Origin of the sequence: Daejeonella sp. (assembly GCF_046590655.1) — a bacterium.
Classification (GTDB): domain Bacteria; phylum Bacteroidota; class Bacteroidia; order Sphingobacteriales; family Sphingobacteriaceae; genus Daejeonella.
The window spans coordinates 1-18,714 of sequence record NZ_JBKJUM010000052.1; the positions used below are offsets into that span (position 1 = coordinate 1).

The 18,714-nt window shown below is 39.6% G+C and carries 16 protein-coding genes; 7 read left to right on the forward strand and 9 right to left on the reverse strand.

Annotation, left to right across the window (positions count from 1 at the left end; all coding sequences use genetic code 11):
* From ACLL8Z_RS05695 to ACLL8Z_RS05715, 5 genes are all read right to left on the reverse strand, one after another.
* The coding region (locus tag ACLL8Z_RS05695; protein ID WP_411273801.1) for a glycosyltransferase family 39 protein at positions 1-1,119 on the reverse strand (1,119 nt) is incomplete at its 3' end.
* Positions 1,120-1,194: 75 nt separating this feature from the next.
* The gene (murA, locus tag ACLL8Z_RS05700) at positions 1,195-2,520 is read right to left on the reverse strand and encodes a UDP-N-acetylglucosamine 1-carboxyvinyltransferase (RefSeq protein WP_411273802.1); all 1,326 of its coding nucleotides are present in this window, start codon (positions 2,518-2,520) and stop codon (positions 1,195-1,197) included.
* A 93-nt stretch (positions 2,521-2,613) separates the two neighbouring features.
* Positions 2,614-3,303, reverse strand: a complete 690-nt coding sequence (locus ACLL8Z_RS05705) for a DUF4290 domain-containing protein (protein WP_411273803.1) — start codon at positions 3,301-3,303, stop codon at positions 2,614-2,616.
* A 64-nt stretch (positions 3,304-3,367) separates the two neighbouring features.
* Positions 3,368-5,638, reverse strand: coding sequence for an ATP-dependent helicase (locus ACLL8Z_RS05710; RefSeq protein ID WP_411273804.1), 2,271 nt, complete (start codon positions 5,636-5,638; stop codon positions 3,368-3,370).
* Between the two features lie 101 nt (positions 5,639-5,739).
* Positions 5,740-7,197 (reverse strand): tetratricopeptide repeat protein, encoded by a 1,458-nt coding sequence (locus tag ACLL8Z_RS05715; RefSeq protein WP_411273805.1) that lies wholly within the window; start codon positions 7,195-7,197, stop codon positions 5,740-5,742.
* Positions 7,198-7,331: 134 nt separating this feature from the next.
* Between ACLL8Z_RS05715 and ACLL8Z_RS05720 the strand changes: the two genes are divergently transcribed.
* The 3 genes from ACLL8Z_RS05720 (at position 7,332) to ACLL8Z_RS05730 (ending at position 9,261) form a co-directional block, all read left to right on the forward strand.
* Positions 7,332-7,580: a hypothetical protein gene (locus tag ACLL8Z_RS05720; RefSeq protein WP_411273806.1), complete on the forward strand. Its 249-nt coding sequence runs from the start codon at positions 7,332-7,334 to the stop codon at positions 7,578-7,580.
* A 38-nt stretch (positions 7,581-7,618) separates the two neighbouring features.
* Entirely contained in the window at positions 7,619-7,792 is a 174-nt protein-coding gene (locus ACLL8Z_RS05725) for a hypothetical protein (protein WP_411273807.1), read from the forward strand.
* A 98-nt stretch (positions 7,793-7,890) separates the two neighbouring features.
* A complete protein-coding gene (locus ACLL8Z_RS05730) occupies positions 7,891-9,261 on the forward strand; it encodes a dipeptidase (RefSeq protein ID WP_411273808.1) in 1,371 nt (456 codons plus the stop codon).
* A gap of 93 nt (positions 9,262-9,354) precedes the next feature.
* On the opposite strand, the gene ACLL8Z_RS05735 is transcribed toward ACLL8Z_RS05730, so the two are convergent.
* The gene (locus ACLL8Z_RS05735) at positions 9,355-10,452 is read right to left on the reverse strand and encodes a mandelate racemase/muconate lactonizing enzyme family protein (RefSeq protein ID WP_411273809.1); all 1,098 of its coding nucleotides are present in this window, start codon (positions 10,450-10,452) and stop codon (positions 9,355-9,357) included.
* 169 nt (positions 10,453-10,621) lie between these two features.
* Between ACLL8Z_RS05735 and ACLL8Z_RS05740 the strand changes: the two genes are divergently transcribed.
* The 3 genes from ACLL8Z_RS05740 to ACLL8Z_RS05750 are packed head-to-tail and all read left to right on the forward strand — an operon-like array spanning position 10,622 to position 15,144.
* A complete protein-coding gene (locus tag ACLL8Z_RS05740) occupies positions 10,622-12,649 on the forward strand; it encodes a thioredoxin domain-containing protein (RefSeq protein ID WP_411273810.1) in 2,028 nt (675 codons plus the stop codon).
* A gap of 37 nt (positions 12,650-12,686) precedes the next feature.
* A complete protein-coding gene (locus ACLL8Z_RS05745) occupies positions 12,687-13,184 on the forward strand; it encodes an FKBP-type peptidyl-prolyl cis-trans isomerase (RefSeq protein ID WP_411273811.1) in 498 nt (165 codons plus the stop codon).
* 52 nt (positions 13,185-13,236) lie between these two features.
* A complete protein-coding gene (locus tag ACLL8Z_RS05750) occupies positions 13,237-15,144 on the forward strand; it encodes a beta-N-acetylhexosaminidase (protein ID WP_411273812.1) in 1,908 nt (635 codons plus the stop codon).
* 69 nt (positions 15,145-15,213) lie between these two features.
* Here the strand turns inward: ACLL8Z_RS05750 and ACLL8Z_RS05755 are convergent, their stop codons facing one another.
* The gene (locus ACLL8Z_RS05755; protein ID WP_411273813.1) at positions 15,214-16,842 is read right to left on the reverse strand and encodes an ABC-F family ATP-binding cassette domain-containing protein; all 1,629 of its coding nucleotides are present in this window, start codon (positions 16,840-16,842) and stop codon (positions 15,214-15,216) included.
* Positions 16,843-16,972: 130 nt separating this feature from the next.
* On the opposite strand from ACLL8Z_RS05755, the gene ACLL8Z_RS05760 reads away from it, so the two are divergent.
* The gene (locus ACLL8Z_RS05760; protein WP_411273814.1) at positions 16,973-17,425 is read left to right on the forward strand and encodes a 3-oxoacyl-ACP synthase; all 453 of its coding nucleotides are present in this window, start codon (positions 16,973-16,975) and stop codon (positions 17,423-17,425) included.
* Here the strand turns inward: ACLL8Z_RS05760 and ACLL8Z_RS05765 are convergent, their stop codons facing one another.
* Positions 17,426-18,328, reverse strand: coding sequence for an alpha/beta hydrolase (locus ACLL8Z_RS05765; protein WP_411273815.1), 903 nt, complete (start codon positions 18,326-18,328; stop codon positions 17,426-17,428).
* Between the two features lie 89 nt (positions 18,329-18,417).
* Positions 18,418-18,714: DUF2911 domain-containing protein (locus ACLL8Z_RS05770; RefSeq protein WP_411273816.1), on the reverse strand; the 297-nt coding region annotated here is incomplete at its 5' end.

Sequence of the window (18,714 nt, forward strand, 5' to 3'; positions counted from 1 at the left end):
ATCTTCCCACCGCACCGGGAATTCTAAGCCATTTCCAGTTGTGAATTCAAAAAAGCGAAGCGTTGATCCAAAGTTTAAGATGGGTATCACAATAGGGGCGAGCAATAAGGAGGGTGCCAATAACAAACTCACAGAAATATATCGCAAGGGCGCTGAAATACTGCCAAGGACTTTCTGGAGGCAAATTCCACCTGCTGCGAAAAGCATTGGAAATGCTCCGAAACTGTAATAAACTTTCCCGTTGAGTGCGAGTAGAAGGACCACTACGATTATGAAGGAGTATGAAATGAATATATATCTACTATTGCTATTTGTGTAGAATAAGTAAATTAGTCCTGATAACCAGATTACAGTAGCTGACGCATGGGTAACAAAAAGTTGAATAACAAAATTTAAAGGATCGATGTTATCCAGCTGAGTTGCTTTTAGCTCTCTCATATGCGAAATAACCGGCAGACCATGTGTTATTTGCCAGATGAGATTGGGAAGGAATATTAAAAAAGCTATAAGGAATGCTATACCCCATGCCTTGTTTAAGAGTATCCTTCGTTGTGGGCTTATAAGCAGCCCCGTTATCAGTGCAATAATAAAGAACGCCATAGTATATTTGGTTAGCATTCCAAGACCAACAGCTATTCCAAGCAGGTAAATATATTTTGGTTTCCTTGTTTTGACATGCTTCACTATTAAATAGGCAGATAAAACCCAAAACAGCTGATCAAAAACGACAGGTTGCAGCAAGTAACCCGAGGCCAGAAAGGAGGGTGATATTACCATCGCAGCACATGCGACAATAATTGAAAACTTCCTGCCATTCATAGTTAGAACAAGCAAGCCAGTTAGGAAGATTATTAGTGCACTAGCTATCGAGGGGAGAATTCTCATTGCAAAAACACTATCTCCAAAAAATACGTAGGAGAACCATGAGATGCCGGCTATAAAAGGTGGAACTTCCTTATAACCCCAATCCAGGTGTTCAGACATTGCCATGTAAAGGAGCTCGTCCCGGTGAAATCCAAAGTGACTGTTCGAGAAAAGATGTATGACTAGCTTAAGAACTGTAAAGAAAAGGATTATATGAATCTCCTTAGAATACTGTTTATAGTAGGCAAAGGCCATGAATATTTTGTTTTAAAATTAAATTTACAAAAAAACGCATTGATTGCTCAATGCGTTTTTTATGGGTTATAAAATCTAATGGCCGCTGTCTGTGGCAGTTATCCGCTTAATATTAGCTCCCAATGCTCTCAGTCTGATATCTATATCCTGATAGCCACGTTCTATTTGCTCTATATTAAAAATTGTTGATGTACCCTGTGCAGAAAGTGCGGCGATAAGTAAAGAAACACCAGCTCGTATATCCGGAGATGTCATCGAAATTCCTTTAAGCTTAACTTTTTTATCTAATCCGATTACCGTTGCACGGTGAGGATCACATAAAATGATCTGGGCTCCCATATCAATAAGCTTATCTACAAAGAATAACCGGCTTTCAAACATTTTTTGATGTATCAGCACATTACCTTTTGCCTGAGTAGCTACCACAAGCATGATACTCAGCAAATCGGGAGTGAAACCCGGCCACGGGGCGTCGGCAATGGTCATTATTGATCCGTCAATAAATGTTTCAACTTCGTAATGTTTCTGGGATGGGATATAGATGTCATCACCCCGAAGTTCAAATTGAATTCCAAGTTTTCTAAAAACTTCCGGGATCATCCCAAGTTCCTGGAATTTCACATCTTTGATAGTGATCTCCGATTCAGTCATAGCTGCTAAACCTATGAAGGAACCTATTTCGATCATATCAGGAAGCAATCTATGTTCAGTTCCGCCAAGTTTTTTTACACCTTCGATAGTCAGAAGATTAGACCCTACGCCGGTGATTTTTGCTCCCATCCGGATTAACATTTTACATAATTGCTGAAGATAGGGCTCGCAAGCAGCATTGTAAATTGTGGTAACACCCTTGGCAAGCACAGCCGCCATTACTACATTGGCGGTTCCGGTTACTGAAGCTTCATCCAAAAGGATATATGCACCTTTTAAATCGCTCGCGTCGACATTAAAAAAATTGGTTTTCTTATCATAAACAAACTTAGCGCCAAGCTTTTCAAAGCCAAGGAAGTGAGTATCAAGTCGTCTTCTTCCGATTTTATCTCCCCCCGGCTTTGGAATAGCCGCCTTTCCGAAGCGGGCGAGCAGTGGCCCAACGATCATGATGGATCCTCTTAAGCTGCCACCTTTTGAGCGAAATGAGTCTGAATGAAAAAAATCAAGGTTTATATCTGAAGCTTCAAATGTATAAGTGTCTTTGCTCAATCGCTCAATTTTCACTCCAAGGTCTCCTATGAGCTCAATTAGCTTATTTACATCTTTTATATCTGGAATGTTGCTTATGGTAATTTTTTCTGGTGTAAGAAGTACGGCAGAAACAATCTGGAGGGCTTCGTTTTTCGCTCCCTGAGGGACTATTTCACCTTTTAATGGCTTTCCACCAACAATTTCAAATGCGTTCATCTAAAATGATAAATTTATATCTTTAATGACCATATATATGGCCACCTCTTTATAAAGTTAAATACCAATCTCCTGGATAAAGAGTAATCTTGGTTAATATCTTTTGCCTCCAGGATTGTTTGAACGCTGACGGTTGGAGCCCGCAGTATTATTCCGGCTATTACTGTTGGTGTTTTGCCTGTTCTTATTATTCTGGTTGTTATTCCTTTGCCTGTTTGCAGGGGTCGGCTGGCGGACCTCAATTCGTTGAAGGTTAACGTTTTCCTCAAGTTGTAAAGCACCGTTTGACATCTCCCGAAGATCCTTTATTATAGTTTCATCAGCCACACTGTCTTTATTCCAGGTTACATAAGCCATCTTCATAAAATTAGCAATAGATTGAACCATTAGTTGTTTCCTTTGTGGTTCCTCTATTGCCTTGGCTCTGCTGATCATAAGTTCAACAGTCTTTCCATAGTGTTTGTATTTTATTCGCTGCTGCGGATATGGCATCGGTGCAGGCTTAAAGCGGATAGCATCTTCAGAAGGTTTTGGATACGGTGAGTCCACATCGATTTTGAAATCGGATATGATGTGCAGGTGATCCCATAATTTATGTTTAAAATCAGCAACGTCGCGAAGATGAGGATTTAAAAATCCCATTAAGTCAATGACCACCTGGGCATAACGATTTCGTTCATCTCTGGTTGGAAGATCGACAATATATTTAACCATATTCTGCACATTACGTCCGTATTCTGCAAGAATTAGCTTTTTCCTTGTGGTATTATAATCAAATGTCATGGTAATTCAGTATTTGCGCTGACTCAAATATGTGGTTTTTGAGCATATAAGCGACATTTTGGTTTTATTTAACAATTTTCAATTTAGCAAATTTTAGCAATAATTGCTTCTGTCCTAAATCTTTAAAGAATATAGTGGCCTTAATATCAGGTTTATTTCCTTCCAGGTTAATAACTTTTCCATAGCCAAAACGCTCATGCTCAACCTCCATGCCAACCTGAAGACCAGAAGTGTCGGAAGGTGCGAAGTCTGCACTTGGTACATGAGCTTTCGGCAATATAGAAGTAGTCTTTTGAGGAGAAACTGCTTTTGGACGGCTGAAGGTCTCTTTTTGTTGCCATGCCGATCTTTCATCATCAAAAAACGGGTTTCCCGTATTTTTTAATTGTGGTTTGAAATCGAGCTCAAGATAACTTGCATCAATCTCATCTATAAATCTGCTCGGCTCGCAGTTAGTCAATGTTCCCCAACGGTACCTTGAGGTTGCATACGATAAATTTAACTTTTTCCCTGCTCGCGTTATTGCTACATAAAATAAGCGTCTTTCTTCTTCAAGATCAATACGGGAGCTTAAGGACATCTGGGAAGGAAAAAGGTTTTCTTCAAGCCCAACTACAAAAACGTTATCAAATTCCAGGCCTTTGGCAGAATGTATAGTCATTAAAGAAACTGTATCTGCATTCGGATTTTTATCATTGTCGTCATTCGTAAGCAAAGCTACATCCTGCATAAAAATATCAAGCCCTTTTTCTTCGATATCTTCCCTTTCACTGAATTCTTTGATACCGTTCAAAAGTTCCTGAATGTTCTCATACCTGTTTAATCCCTCAATAGATTTGTCAGAATAAAGATCTTTTAAAAGAGTTGAATGCTGGGAAATATGCAAAGCAGTATCATATGCAGAGTGAGTTTTAGTCATTACCTGGAAGCTTTGGATCATTAACGCAAAGTTTCCGACTGCTGATGCACTACGAGCATCCAAATAACGATGCGAATCGATAATGATCTCCCAAAGCGTGAGGTTATGCTGATCAGCAGCAATAATAATTCGCTCTATAGTAGTATCCCCGATACCACGACGAGGGTAATTAATAACCCTCTTTATAGCTTCTTCATCGTTGGGATTAAACGTTAGCCTGAAATATGCTATAAGATCTTTTATTTCCTTTCGTTGATAAAATGAAAGGCCGCCATAAATTTTATAAGGTACATTGAGCTTTCGCAGTGATTCTTCCATTGCCCTTGATTGAGCATTGGTTCGATATAAAATCGCAAAGTCACGATATTTTGAGCCTTTTACAGCTTGCTCCTGCGCAATACCTTCTGCAACAATTTTTCCTTCTTCATTATCGCTGAAGGCTCGTGACACTTTTATTTTGTCGCCTGTTTCATTTTCAGAAAAGACGGATTTTTTCAGCTGATTTTTATTGTTAGCTATTATGCTGTTAGCAACATTGACAATGTTTTGAGTTGAACGGTAGTTTTGTTCAAGTTTAAAAACTCCCAGATCGGGATAATCTTTTTCAAAATTTAGGATGTTTTGAATATTAGCTCCCCGAAAAGCATAAATACTTTGAGCATCATCGCCAACAACACATATATTTTCATTGTTTGCAGCCAGCTTCTTAACTATTAAATACTGTGAGAAGTTCGTATCCTGGTACTCATCCACCATCAGGTATTTAAATTTATTCTGATACTTATAAAGCACCTCGGGATGCTCTTTCAGAAGCACGTTGGTTTTGTATAACAGGTCATCAAAATCCATTGCTCCGGCCTTATAGCACCTCTGAGCATAGGTTTGGTAAATTTCCCCCATTTTTCCCCGGCCTGAAGTAAAATCTTCTGCCTGAATATGCTCATTTTGCAAATATTCCGCTGGTGAAATGAGATTGTTCTTGGAGGATGAAATGCGGTTGTAAACGAAATTTGCATTATATAGCTTGTCGTCAAGTTGTTGCTCTCTCAAAATACTCCTTATCAGACTTTTACTGTCATCAGTGTCGTATATCGTGAAATTATTGGGGTATCCAATTTTCTGTGCTTCTACCCGAAGAAGCTTTGCGAAGACAGAGTGAAAAGTACCCATCCAGATATTTTTTGCTTCTGTTCCGACCACTTTCATAATCCGCTCCCGCATTTCTTTGGCGGCTTTATTAGTGAAGGTAAGCACCAATATATTAAAGGGATCAATACCTTTTCTAATCAGATGTGCAACACGATAAGTAATTACTCTGGTTTTACCTGAGCCGGCTCCGGCAACAATCATCACGGGCCCTTCTGTCTGTTCTACTGCCGCCCTTTGCGAAGGATTTAAGCCATCTAAATAATCCAAAATCTAGTCCTTTTTTTCTGCGCTAAATTACAAAAGAGATTTGAGATTAGGACTTCGACGGATTGCTGAGGCTTCAAAATGTGGATAAACATTAGGGAACGCTAGTCATCATTCGTGAAACTTGAACGGTTAGGATTATTCAGGTTCTCATTGATGTTAATTATTTTATCGTCAAGATCGTCAACACATTTCCCCATTTGTTCGACAAATTCGCTCATATCTATAAGTTTATCATTTTCCAACAGCATAAGGCCTTTCAATGTAGCCACCGGGCTCCTGATCTGATGGGATAGGTGGGAGGAATATTCGGAAAGTTTTTTGTTTTTAATTTTAAGATCTCTTGTCCGCTCTTCAATTAGCTCTTCCAGGTTTTGATTTGTGCGGTCCAGAACATCTTTTTGTTTGGATACCTCTTCGTTTAAGCGGGTTAACTCAATATTGGTTTGGGAAGATCTTTTTACGTTTCTTACTAAAAGGAAAATTACAAAAAAAGCGAGTAAGGCAACGATACTACTGGCCAAAAACAATGTTTGAGTATATTTTTGTCGGGCTATGATTAATTCACTTTCCTTTTGTTTTTCTAACTGAACATGTTGCGACTCCAGAAGACTAATCTTGTCTGAAATGTTATTTGCATAACGGACACTGTCCTGCTTGTAAGCTTGTTGAAGATAACCCAGAGCCTTAAAATAGTTTTTTCGCTTGTTTTCAAGTTCATAAGAAGTGAGAATATAGTTATATTCAAGCCTTTCATCCTTCAGCATCCTGGTGTATACCAACCCCTCTTCTATGGATCTTTCGGCTTTTTCAAACTGCTGCTGGGCGATGTGTATAGAACTCAGGGTTAAATTAATGGAGGCAGCGGAGTTATTCAGCTTTTCTGCCTTTGCCATGTCCAAAGCTTCAAGCAGATTCACTTCAGCTTTTGTATAATCCCTTAAATTAAAATATAAAACGCCCAGGTTTTGATGACTTTGAATAACACCGATCTTATTGCCTAACTTGTTAAACATCGACAGGCTTGACTTATAATAAGACAATGCTTTGGAGTAGTTTTTAAGTTTTTGATTCGCTGTTCCGATGTTGAGGTACAGACCTGCAATGAGATCTTTTATTTCCAACTTTTTGGCAATTGCAAGACTCTTATTGAAATTATCAAGAGATTTATTTGGCTCTATGTCCCGATAAAGATTACCTATATTGTTGTAAACTTTTGCTTCGCCTGGTAAATTTTTACCTTTTTTAAAATAAGTTAAAGCGTTAAGATAATTTTCTACGGCCGAATCAATTGAATTTTTGTAACTGTTACCAATACCTTTTACCCTGAAAGATTCCGCAATTCCGTTCGTATATTCCAATTTGACAGCTAAATTTAAGGCTCTATTTGCCTTTGCTATTGTCACATCAGGGTTTATTAGCCGGACCTTAAATGCTTGATTATTAAGTTCAATAACGGTCGAAGTATCAGAATTTATTGTAATATTTGTGGAACTATTTGTAGTATTTTGAGTATAAGCGTTTAAACTTATGAACAACAATATAAAGTTCAATATTTTCATCCCTGATCTGACTGCAAGTTTAGAATAAATTTAATCAATTAGACCAAACCGTTAAAATTTTTTTACACCGACGGTTTTTATATTCTTGTTAAACAATCAAACAGAATTATATTAATTAACTAAATCAAAAAACCATGAAAAAAGTACTATTAACGATCGCAATTTTAGGAACAATTTTTTTAAGTAGCTGCGACAAGGATGACACTTTAGTGCCTGCCGAAAAATCATTGCTCAAGGCTGATAAGGGTGTTTTATGCCGTGGATGTGGTCAATGGGATATCGCAACAACCGGAACCAAAGCCGCTTTAAACACAGTGACCTATGACGGGGAAACTGATACATTAACTACGCCAGTTGAACTATCGACTAAGAAAAAAAGGTAATTAAACTCAACCAATCAGCAAATAAATCATAAAACATCATGAAAAGAATTATCATAATAGCCGTAATAGCCGTAATAGCAGTTTCCATATCATTAGGATTTACTGTTATCAAAAATACACCAGAAAACGTTCCAACAGTTAAGTCTGAGAGACCAGAGAAAATTGACTTTTCAAATAAGTCAGATGAGAAGAGGCTGGCAAACTGGGACTAAAAGTTCATCTAATGTTACTATAGCCATTCCACCTGGTATTTGTTTACCATTTATGGAATGGCTATTTAAGATTTCTATCTTTGCGCAAAACCAATTGTATGCAAGAGATAAGAAAATATGTAAGGGAAAACAAACAACGTTTTCTCGATGAGCTTTTTGACTTGCTCCGCTTTCCCTCCGTTAGCGCAGATCCGAAGTATAAAGAGGAAATGTCCAAAACAGCTGAGTTTGTAGCTGAAAAACTAAAAGCAGCCGGCGCGGAGAATGTCGAAATTTGTCCGACGGCCGGGTACCCTATAGTTTATGGGGAAAAAATTGTTGACCGGTCAATGCCTAGCGTTTTAGTATATGGTCATTATGATGTTCAACCTCCTGATCCATTGGACTTATGGAAAACACCACCTTTTGAACCTACTGTCCGCGATGAAAAGATATTCGCTCGCGGAGCCTGTGATGACAAAGGCCAGTTTTACATGCATATCAAAGCTTTTGAGCTGATGATGCAGACTGATACCTTGCCGTGTAATGTCAAATTTATGATTGAAGGTGAGGAAGAGGTGGGTTCAGCGAATTTAGGGACCTTCGTTAGCCAAAACAAGGAACGGCTTAAGGCTGATGTAGTATTAATTTCTGATACATCAATGATTAGCCTTGAACATCCATCGCTTGAGACTGGTTTACGTGGGTTATCGTATGTAGAAGTTGAAGTAACTGGTCCAAATCGTGACCTCCATTCCGGGGTTTACGGAGGAGCAGTTGCAAATCCGGTAACAGTACTTGCAAAGCTTATTGCATCAATGCATGATGAAGACAATCATATCACTATTCCTGGTTTTTATGACAATGTGTTAGAACTTAGTTCTAAAGAGCGGGAGGAACTCAATAAAGCACCATATGACGAGACTGAGTATAAAAAGGATCTTGAAGTTTCAGAACTATGGGGGGAAAAAGGGTATAGTACCCTCGAACGTACAGGTACCCGCCCAACTCTCGAAGTAAATGGTATTTGGGGAGGTTATATTGGTGAAGGTGCTAAGACTGTCTTACCATCAAAGGCATTTGCTAAAATTTCCATGCGGTTGGTGCCTAATCAGAGTTCAGAAGAAATTACGAGACTTTTTCAAAACCACTTCGAAAATATCGCACCAAAGAGTGTTAAAGTTAAAGTTAGTCCTCATCATGGCGGTGAACCAGTAGTTACCCCAACCGATAGCATTGCCTATAAAGCAGCACAAAAAGCAATTCTTGAATCCTTCGGCAAAGAACCTATTCCAACGCGCGGGGGAGGAAGTATACCCATCGTTGCTCTTTTTGAAAAGGAACTAGGTATTAAAACCGTATTAATGGGCTTCGGACTTGATAGTGACAACTTACATTCTCCGAATGAAAAATTTGATATTGCAAATTTTTATAAGGGAATAGAAACGATTCCTTTGTTTCATAAATACTTTGCTGAGTTAAGCAAGTAGAAAGTTGACGGCGGACAGTTGACAGCGGGAAATCGTTTAGTCAAAGTCCGCCGTCAATTTATATTTCAGACTTCAGACCTCCGACTTCCGACCTCAGATTGTGAATTTTTCACAAGTCTTAAGGAATTCTTCGTCTGCATCAGCTCCAATTCCGGCAGTATCGGGAAGATTTAGAAAATAGCCATCATAAGTAAGCCCACCTTTTACAGGATCTGCCAGGTGCCCCAATAAACAGGTGTCGAGGTCGAAATATTGGATATTCTCACAGGCATAGGCAAAGTGTAAATTCGCACTTAGTGCAATTCTGCTTTCAAGCATACTCCCAATCATACAGGGAATGTTTGCATCACTAGCTACCTGATGAATCTTAAGTGCTTCATTTATACCCCCGGACTTAGAAAATTTGATATTTAAGTAATCGCAGCTCTGTGAATTAATTAGTTTTCTTGCGTCATGATGGTTATAACAGCTTTCATCGGCCATGATCTTTATTGGGGAATTCCTTCTAAGTTCTGGTAGTTTATCATCGTACCACGTTCTCATGGGTTGTTCGCAGAACTCAATGTTTAGATCTTTCATACCATTGAGGCATGTCACTGCTGCGTCGTAATCCCAACCTTGATTGGCATCAACTCTTAATGTCATTTCAGGACCTACTGCCTCTCTTATCCTTTGTATTCTCTGTAAATCATCTTCTGCTTTTTTGCCAAGCTTGATCTTTAAAATTGTCGCCCCTTGTTTTTGGTAGACTAAAGCCAAATCGCTCATTTCACTCGCGGTACCAATTCCAATAGTCATATCAGTTTCGACCACACGCTTCTTACCACCCAGATATTTATAAAGTGGAAGGCCTGCCGATTTTGCAGCCAGATCATATAATGCTATGTCAAAAGCACTTTTGATGGTTGAATTGTGTGCTGCAATGTTATGAAGGTCCTGGATGCGGGCCTCAATCTCTGATGCATCCTTTCCCTTCCACAATCTTGCAAACTCCTTAGCCATGACCAGGCATGTCTCCTGAGTTTCTCCCACGATCATCGGAAACGCTGAACATTCTCCAACTCCATAAAACCCACTATCCGTGTGAACCCGAATAAACACATTTTGTGCGTAGTCCATAACCCCTGTAGCAATAACAAACGGTATCATTGGAATACTAAAACGGTAGATATCAGTATGGAGAATCTTCATAATTTTATTGATTTCGTCACCCGAAATTAAGGGTTTAACAGTTATGCAGAATAATAAAAAGCCTAAACTTTTGCCTTCTCATTTGGTTAGTCTTTAAAGTATCATTTTACTACTTGAAGTAGTAAGTTAAATGCGCGCTTTGTTATTTTTGCGCAATAAATTAACGTCAATGCCAAACAGACTTGAAGGCCAGGCCTCACCGTATCTTCTTCAGCATGCAAATAACCCGGTAGACTGGTATCCATGGGGGGAGGAAGCTTTATCACGAGCTAGAAAAGAGAATAAATTAATTCTTGTTAGTATCGGATATTCAGCTTGTCACTGGTGTCATGTTATGGAGCATGAAAGTTTCGAAGATCAGCAGGTTGCAGATGTGATGAATAAGCACTTTATCTGCATCAAGATTGACAGAGAGGTAAGGCCGGATATTGACCAGATTTACATGAATGCCGTTCAATTAATGACTGGCAGTGGGGGATGGCCCCTGAATTGTTTTTGCTTGCCTGATCAAAGGCCTATATACGGCGGCACTTATTTCAGAAAACCAGATTGGATTAGTTTGCTTTTGAATTTGGCAGATTTTTGGGTTAATAAGGCTGACGAAGCCGAGAAATATGCTGTCCGCCTCACAGAAGGAATCCGGCAAAGCGAACAGCTTACTCCGGTAAAGTCAGATACCGGTTTTAGGGAAGAAGATATCAGTGAAATATTTGAATCCTGGAAGCGGTCATTTGACCTTGTTGAAGGCGGGTATAATCGGGCGCCGAAATTCCCCCTTCCTAATAACTGGCAGTTCATGTTGCGTTACGCGCACCTCATGAAAGATAACGCAGCCCATATAGCAGTCAATATTACTCTTGAAAAAATGGCTTTTGGTGGAATTTATGACCAAATAGGGGGGGGATTTGCCAGGTACTCGGTAGACGGACAGTGGCATGTTCCACATTTCGAAAAAATGCTCTACGATAATGCACAGCTTGTTTCTTTGTATGCTGAAGCTTACCAATACACTGGCAATGAACTTTACAGAAAGATTGTATTCGAAACTCTAGAGTTTATCGATAGGGAGTTGACATCCCCGGACGGAGGATTTTACTCGGCTCTTGATGCAGATAGCGAAGGTATTGAGGGTAAATTTTATACGTTTACTAATGATGAAATACAAAACACTCTGGGCGGTGATGCTGATTTATTTAATATCTATTACAATATAACTGGGGAAGGTAACTGGGAAGAGGAACGGACAAATATTTTCCTCAGGAAGCAGGATAATGCTGAACTTTCGTCCGAACTGGGGATTGATGAAGAGGAAATGGTTCAAAAGATCAACAATGCAAAGAAAAAGATCTTTGAAGCCCGATCGGTAAGGGTGCGCCCAGGACTTGATAATAAAGTATTGGCTTCATGGAATGGAATGATGTTGAAGGCCTACTGTGATGCCTATAGAGTGTTCGCTGAGGACAAATTTCTAGCAAGTGCTCTACGGAGTGCTGAATTTATAACGCAATGCCTTTTTCAGAATAATAATCTTGTTCGGGTTTACCAATCTGGCGATGACTCCGACGCTTTTCTGGATGATTACGCCTTTGTAATCGATGGACTCATTGGATTATATGAGTCAACCTTTGACGAGCACTGGCTGGTACTCGCAAGAGAATTAGCCGATCATGCAATTACAGATTTCTATGATGAAGATAGCGGCTTGTTTTTTTACACTTCCACCAAAAGTGAGGAGCTTATCGCACGAAAAGCGGAGATTACAGACAATGTGATTCCTTCATCAAATTCCGCTATGGCTCTCAACCTCTTTAGACTTGGCCATTTTTTCGATAAGGATCATTACGCAAAGATTTCTGATCAGATGCTGAGGACGGTGCAGCCCCACATAATAAAATATCCATCCGGTTATTCGAACTGGGCATCACTTTTATTGTTTAGGATATTCGGGGTGTTCGAAATTGCTATAACCGGTTCAGAGGCCGAACAAAAACGTCGTGAAATTGAAAAATATTATGTTCCCAATAAAATACTTTTGGGTGGTACAGCAGGAACATTACCTTTGCTGGGCGACAAAAAACATGCGCATACAAAATTATATGTTTGTCGAAACAGAACTTGTTCTTTACCAGTTATTGAGGTAGCTGACGCAATTAAACAAATTGATAACCTAAGTAGAAAGCCCGGAAGCGAGGATTAAGCATTCATTTTCAGCAAAATACTTATAATTAAACACAATGAATATCCAACCGAACAGCGTTGTAGCGCTGACTTATGATCTTTACACGATAGAGAATGGCGAAGAAGTTTTTGTAGAAAAAGCAGATGACCAAAATCCTCTGGTATTTTTATATGCAGTGGGAATGATGTTGCCAAAATTTGAGGAAAATTTGGCTGGGCTTTCCTCAGGAGATAAGTATGATTTTCAACTTGTAGCTGATGATGCTTATGGAGTAAAAGACGAGAATGCTGTTACTGAACTCCCCCTTGACATGTTTGGAGAAATGGAAAAACCTGAAATTGGGTCGGTTTTGCCTCTACAGGATGATGAAGGGAATCAATTCAGAGCTCAGGTAAAAAATGTTTCCGATACAGGTGTTACTGTTGATCTTAATCACCCGATGGCCGGTCAGGATTTGCACTTTATAGGAACGATTATCTCAGTTCGTGAGGCTACTGAAGAAGAATTAACCCATGGGCATGCCCATGGCGCTGACGGCCAATCTGGTCACTAAAATTATAGTACAATTAAAAGAAGCGTAATGTTAATATATTCTAAAAAATTTTATGAAAAAATCTAGTCTGTTCTTTGCTTGTATATTTATCACGATTCAGGCTTTTAGCCAGCCTATTGAAGGAATTGCTATCATTCCTCAGCCAGTTTCAATCATTAGAGGCGCCGGTCAGTTCACTCTTCCTAAGAGTGTAGTAATACAGGCTGAAAATGTTCCGGAATTAAACCATACACTGGCATTCCTTCGAGAAAGATTGTCTCAGCCAACTGGCTACAAAGTTATTTCCGTTGCAACGTCCCCGAGTCCGACAATTAAGCTTTTGTTAAATTCTCAGACCGATTCAAAACTGGGAAATGAAGGATACAGCCTATCAGTTACGCCCACGCTTGTAACAATAAAGGCCAATAAAGCTGCCGGACTATTTTACGGGGCTCAAAGTCTAATTCAGATGTTTCCTGAAGAAATTGAGAGTAAAATGCAGGTTAAGAATATTAGTTGGACCGCTCCTGTGGCCGAGATTAGGGATTATCCAAAATTGGGCTGGAGGGGATTGATGTTTGATGTGGCACGACACTTTTTTACTAAAAATGAAGTGAAACAATATATCGATGCAATGGCACGATATAAATACAATTTGTTACATCTTCATCTTACTGATGATGAAGGATGGAGAATTGAAATCAAAGGCCTTCCAAAGTTAACTGAGGTAGGAGCATGGCGGGTTAATAGAACCGGTACTTTCGGCGATTTTATTCCACCAACTGCGAACGAGCCGCGTGACTATGGTGGGTTCTATACTCAGGATGATATCAGAGAATTAATTACATATGCTAAGGACCGGTTTATAGATATTATGCCAGAAATAGATGTACCTGGACATAGTCTTGCAGCCATAGCAGCATATCCTGACCTTTCCTGTACTCCTGAGGCGGTAAACTACAAGCCACGTTCTGGTGAGCAAATTATGGATTGGTCGGGCGGCGCTCCGCCAAAGGCCCTGATCGATAACACACTATGTCCTGCAAACGAAAAAGTATATGTTTTTATGGATACTATTTTGACGCAGATTGCACGGCTTTTTCCGTTTGAGTATATCCACTTAGGGGGTGATGAAGCGCCAATTAATTTCTGGCAAAAAAACGAACAGGTTAAAGCATTGATGGTTCGTGAGGGCATGAAGGATATCAAAGAAGTACAGGGATACTTTACAAAAAGAGTTGAGAAGATTGTCGAATCTAAAGGCAAAAAGCTGATGGCCTGGGATGAAGTTCTTGAAGGAGGCGTCAGTCAATCGACAGCGGTGATGAGTTGGAGGGGAATGAAATATGGTATCGAGGCAGCTCATAATAAACATCAGGTGGTAATGAGCCCCACAACATATGCATATTTTGATTATATGCAATCTGATGTGCTCTCAGAACCCAGGGTTTATGCTTCATTACGATTGAATAAATCATATGAATTTGAACCTATTCCCGACGGTGTTGATCCGCAATACATTAAAGGTGGACAGGCAAATTTATGGACAGAGCAAGTTTATAACATACGCCAGGCAGAGTATATGACCTGGCCGCGGGGCTTTGCAATTGCTGAATCGGTTTGGTCACCAAAAAATACGAAGAACTGGCCAAATTTCTTTGCCCGTGTGGAGAGTCATTTTAAACGCCTGGATCTCTCGGAAATCAAATATGCGCCGAGTGTTTACGATCCGATATTCAAAGCTACTAAAACTCCGGATAACCGGCTAAAGATTGAGCTCAGTACGGAAGTTTCAGGCCTGGATATACATTACAGTTTCGATAGTTCTTTTCCTGACAAATTTTACCCGAAATATACGACGCCCTTGATAGCACCGATTGATGCATCGCAGCTGAAACTAATAACCTATAAAAATGGTAAACCGGTAGGAAGAATGTTGACAATGCCGATTTCTGAACTAAAAACAAGGGCAAAGCTTTGAAATGTTTAGTTAAAAAGGAAAAAGCCATTGATACCAGATCAATGGCTTTTTCCTTTGATATTATTCGCCTTATGCCAAAGCATAAAGCTCTTCACGCTGCTGCTTTACAGCATCGCTGTTGATGAACTCATCATAAGTCATCAGCTTATCTATAATACCGCCCGGAGTCAGCTCTACAATTCGGTTTGCTACAGTTTCGGTTAGCTCATGGTCACGGGAAGTAAACAAAATTACTCCTTTGAAATCCTTCATACCATTATTGAGTGCAGTAATGGACTCCAAATCGAGGTGATTCGTTGGCTCATCAAACATCAACAAATTTGCTTGCTGGAGCATCATTCTGGAGAACATACAACGCATTTTTTCACCACCGGAAAGGACTGATGATTGTTTCAGGACTTCTTCACCTGAGAATAACATCCGTCCTAAGAAACCCCGGATAAACTGTTCATCTTTATCTCCTTCTGAATATTCGCGCAACCAATCCACAAGGTTAGTATCTTTGCCTTTAAAATATTCAGAGTTGTCATTCGGAATGTCGGCGGTGTTTATCGTAACCCCCCACTTAAATTCTCCTGTATAGCCTTTATCTCTTGCCGTCAGGATATCATAAAACGCAGTTGTTGCAAGGCTGTTTTCGGAAAGAATAGCAATTTTGTCTCCCTTATTAACCATGAGGTTAATTCCTGAAAATAGAACCTCGCCATTGAGTTCTTTTCGGAGGTTTTCGATTTGTAAGATCTGGTCTCCCGCTTCACGTCCCTGGTGATTAAAAATAATACCAGGATACTTCCTGTTAGAAGGTTTAATTTCATCAATATTGATCTTGTCCAAGGCTTTCTTCCTGCTTGTTGCCTGCTTGGACTTAGATGCATTAGCGCTAAAGCGGCGAATGAATTCCTGAAGTTCTTTGACCCGTTCTTCAGTCTTTTTATTTTGATCAGTACGTTGTTTCAAAGCCAACTGACTTGATTCATACCAGAATGTGTAGTTGCCGGTGTAAATCGTCATCTTACTGAAATCGATATCCAGCACATGGGTACAAACTGTATCTAAAAAGTGCCTGTCGTGGGATACCACCAGGATGATCCCCTCATAAGTTGCAAGAAAGTCTTCGAGCCAGGCGATAGTTTGTATATCCAGATCATTTGTAGGCTCATCTAAAAGCAAAATGTCTGGCTTTCCGAATAAGGCCTGGGCCAATAATACCCGCACTTTTTGGTTTCCATCAAGATCTTTCACAAGACTATAATGGAATTCTTCTTTTATACCCAAATTGCTCAGCATGGTAGCTGCATTATTCTCTGCATTCCATCCATCCATTTCGGCAAATATATTTTCAAGTTCGCCTGCCCGTTCACCATCCTGCTCTGTAAAATCGTCTTTGGCATACAGCGAGTCTTTTTCTTTCATCACGTTGTAGAGCTCTTTGTGGCCCATCATTACGGTTTCGATAACCGGAAACTCATCAAAAGCGTAGTGATTCTGACTTAATACAGCCATCCGCTCGCCAGGTGTGAAAGAAACAGAACCAGTTGACGGGTCTATTTCTTTGGAAAGAATTTTTAGAAATGTAGACTTGCCGGCGCCATTGGCGCCAATGATACCATAACAATTCCCGGGAGTAAATTTTAAATTTACATCTTCAAAAAGTGTGCGTTTTCCGAAACGGAGAGATAGACTGGATACTGTAATCATGATTTGAAATAAAATGCAAAGCTAAGGAATTAATGATGCCGGAGAAAGAAGGTTTTGTTAAAGCTTTCCATGATGAAAGAAATTGTAAAAAAATATTTTAAAGCGATATTAAAATGTTCTCCTTTGTTTAATGGCTTATATAAAAGAAATACTTCATTGCGCTTGCATGGAATATGTTGAAGATCGCATTTCCACTGCCCAGCAAGCCATAACTGCTGCACGGGAATCAGCCAATGATGATACAAAGAGCAGTGCAGGAGATAAGTACGAAACCGGTAGGGAGATGATGCAGCAGGAGATAGACCGTAACCGAAAGCAGTTAGAAGAATCTCAAAAATTAAAGCTGATATTGGAGCGAATAGATCTGGATAAAACAATGGATTTAGTCCAGAATGGAGCCCTTGTCACCACTAATTATGGCAAGTTCTATATTAGCATCAGCCTCGGGCAAATTTCTGTCGACGACTGTATTTATTACGCAGTATCATCAGTTTCACCTATTGGATTGAAACTGATGAAACAATCAAAAGACTACGAATTCGATTTTAATGGAAAATTATTTAGAGTAATGAAGGTCGAGTAGTTAATCTTTAATACTTTCTTTTTCCAGGACATTATTATCAAGCCAATTTTTTACTTCTACAGTTAGTGCAATGCGGCGATTTGAGAATGCATGATCAGTGTTCCATATCTTATAATTAAAGTTTTTTCGCTTGTTGATTTGCGTAAACCCCCGATTATTCATATGCTCATCAATAACCAGGATCGGCTTGGTGGAACCGGTAATCATGGCTTCAACATTATACTGGTTAACGTTCGCTAATAAATCATTTAGAAATTTATTTGGATTGCAATTTAACATGCCCAGGGTCAGGAGGTATTCTTTTAAACTTATCAAATTCCCACGGGCTTCGGCTCCCTGCAGAAGGGTGAAGGGATTAAACACAGAGATCCCGATCACAGCTTTTACTCTTGGATCTTTCAAGCCTGCAATTAATGAGAACCCCGCTCCCATGCTATGCCCATACAGGGCAATCCTGTCTTTGTCGACTTTTAAGTTTACACTGTTGAGAGAATCTGTTATATAGTCGATTACCGCACCTACATCATTTATCGAATTCTGGAAACCAAATGTTCCTTTGCTGCCCCAAGACCCACGATAATTAAAGTATATAACATTATATCCGCCGCGTCTGATACTTTGAGCCACATCCAGGCTTCGTTCATTGCCTGGAAGCCCGTGAAGCAAAATTACTGTGGGGTGAGGCCCCTTTCCATCAGCAGTATAGGCAAAGCCATATATCTTCGAACCAGAAGATGGTATTGTGAGTTCAACCTGACCCCCAGGATAAAACTCATCGGGCTTGAAATCATTGTCTAAATATTTGACGTCCGGTTTGATTATATTTTGCGAGCCTAACTTGCAGGATGTGATGGAAGTTAAGATAACAATGGTAATCAAAATGTAGCCGAAATTAGTCTTCATACAGGTTTTTAAAGTTTTATCAGACAATAGAGTTACAAAAAAAAGGGCTTAAGTTTTATACTTAAGCCCTTCCAATATAATGTTTTTTTTTATTTCACTTTAAATTCCACTTGTGTGTCAGCCCAGGCAAGAGAAACTTTTCCTCCCTTATCAATATTGAACGTCATCATTTCCGTAAAACTGTCGGCTTTACCGGGTTTTACATTAACACGGAGGGCATCTTGCTCTGCTTTATAAATAGTACCCCACTGGTTCCAGGTTTTATTGAAAATCAATGTCCATTCTTTTTCACCTGGAATACTATAAATGCTGTATTTACCAGCGGGTAAGGTTTTACCCTCAATTTTTACATCTTGTGAAGTTTCGAATACAGTGGCTTCATTAGC